The sequence below is a fragment of the Phyllobacterium phragmitis genome, assembly GCF_002980495.1.
Classification (GTDB): domain Bacteria; phylum Pseudomonadota; class Alphaproteobacteria; order Rhizobiales; family Rhizobiaceae; genus Paramesorhizobium; species Paramesorhizobium phragmitis.
In genome coordinates, this window is record NZ_PVBR01000118.1 from 1 (window position 1) to 260 (window position 260).

1 protein-coding gene is annotated in these 260 nt (G+C 61.9%); it reads right to left on the reverse strand.

The window, feature by feature from the left end:
• Positions 1–260: ISAs1 family transposase (locus C5748_RS27595; protein WP_146119673.1), on the reverse strand; the 260-nt coding region annotated here is incomplete at both ends.

A 260-nucleotide genomic window follows, 5' to 3' on the forward strand; every position in this document is an offset into this window, starting at 1 on the left:
AGCAATTCGGGGATGGCCGTGATCTCGTTGGATTTTTCCGCGCAAGCCTGCTGTCCCAGCACGAGACGCTGGCGTGCGGCCCAGGCTGAAACCAGATGCAGCGGGTTCTGTCCCCTGCTGCGGTTGTGGGCGCGGCGCGAGGTCTTGCCGTCGATGGCGACGATGTCGGGATCATCCTCGCGCATCCCGTCGACCCAGTTGATGAAACAGTCCGAGAAGGTTTGCGCCGGTAAGGCGTTGATGACGTCGTTGAGTGTGTC